This window comes from Streptomyces sp. NPDC055287, assembly GCF_053646035.1.
The window spans coordinates 1-1,231 of the sequence record NZ_JBSHNE010000138.1 but is presented as its reverse complement, the minus strand read 5'-3'; the positions used below and the strand labels follow the sequence as shown (position 1 = coordinate 1,231).

The 1,231-nt window shown below is 71.6% G+C and carries 1 protein-coding gene; it reads right to left on the bottom strand.

The window, feature by feature from the left end:
- Nucleotides 1-1,231 (bottom strand): polyketide synthase dehydratase domain-containing protein (locus ACWIHY_RS40380; RefSeq protein ID WP_454381757.1); only part of this gene is annotated, 1,231 nt, incomplete at both ends.

Genomic DNA, 1,231 nt, shown 5'->3' with positions numbered 1-1,231 from the left:
CCGCCACATCAACCGACCCACCAGAGCCACCAGACCCACCTGGCTCACCAGACCCCGGCACCAACGGAAGAACCACCACCGGCGGCACACTCCCGGACCACTCGCCAAGGCCGGAGCTCTCCTCCACCACCATCCAGTCCTCGCCGGCCAACGGTTCCTCGCGGGCGGGAAGGGCAGTCCACCGCAGGCCGAGCAGGCCGTCGCGGGCAGGGCTTCCGGCCTCGCGCAGTGCTTCCTTCGAGAGCGGCCGCAGAGCAAGGGAGTCAATCGTCGCCACCGGAGCGCCGACACCGTCGGCGACGGTGAGTGCGAACGATTCCGTGCCGGTGGGCGTGAGGCGTACGCGCAGGGCCTGCGCACCCACGGCGTGAAGCGTGACTCCCGACCAGGCGAACGGGAATCCCTCCTGCCCGGTCTCGTCGGCGACGCCCGGCAGCAGGGAGTGCAGGGCGGCGTCCAGCAGTGCGGGGTGCAGCCCGAAGAACCCGGAGTCCGGAGTCTGTTCAGTCTGTTCACCAGCCAGGGCGACGTCCGCGAAGAGCTCGCCCCCGGCCTTCCAGAGCCTGCGCAGATTCCGGAAGGCGGGGCCGTACGCGTATCCCTGTTCCGTCAGCCGGTCGTAGACGTCGTCGAGGTCCACCTCGTCGGCGCCGGCCGGCGGCCACACCGCCAAAGCCTCCCCCACAGCCGGCTCCTCCGGTGCGATCAGCGAGCCACTGGCGTGCAGCGTCCACGCCGGCTCGTCAGCTTCCCCGTCGGGCCGCGCATAGATCTCCAGACCGCGGCGACCGGAGTCGTCTGCCCCGCCGACGACGATCTGCAGTTGTACGGCGCCCCGCTCCGGCAGCACGAGCGGAGCCGACAACGTCAGCTCCTCCACCCGGCCGGCTCCCACCTCCTCACCGGCCTGTGCGGCGAGCTCGACGAACCCCGTGCCGGGGAAGAGCCGGGTGTCCAGGACGGTGTGGCCGGCCAGCCAGGGGTGGGTGGTGAGAGAGATGCGGCTGGTGAACAGCGTGTCCCCACCGCCGGCGACGGTGACCGCCGCGCCGAAGAGCGGGTGGGCGGACGCGGCGAGCCCGAGGCTGGCCGCGTCGCCGGGAACAGCGACGGACTCCAGCCAGTGACGCGCGTTCTGGAAGGCGTAGGTGGGGAGGTCGACGTGCCGGGCTCCGGACGTGGCGAAGTACGCCTGCCAGTCGACCGGAACACCACGAGTGTGCAGCCGGCC